Raw genomic sequence first — 246 nt, 5'->3', positions numbered from 1 at the left:
ATCGCTTGCGACACCACGCCAGCGTTGCTGGCACGCCTCGACAACAAGTCGTTGGTTCTCTCTGTCGCGGAGCAGCTGGAAGAAACGCCGGCACAGCTGCGTAGGTTCGAACCGGAGTTCGATGGCAAGGGACGCCTGTTGTTCCGCTACCGCGCCAGTGAAAGCCCGGTGCCGGATATCCTCGAAGCGGCGCGGGAAGCCGGGCTCACGATCCTCGACGTCTCTACGGAGGAGACGGACCTTGAG

Annotated in this window: 1 pseudogene; it reads left to right on the top strand. The window is 63.0% G+C overall.

The features are described 5' to 3' along the window. A pseudogene (locus tag R0J92_RS25535) lies at positions 1-246 on the top strand (ABC transporter ATP-binding protein); the annotation flags it as partial.

The organism is Tritonibacter sp. SIMBA_163 (genome assembly GCF_046535935.1).
Lineage (GTDB): Bacteria > Pseudomonadota > Alphaproteobacteria > Rhodobacterales > Rhodobacteraceae > Epibacterium > Epibacterium scottomollicae.
Note: the sequence above shows the minus strand (reverse complement) of the source record. Positions and strands in the feature narration are given on the sequence as shown.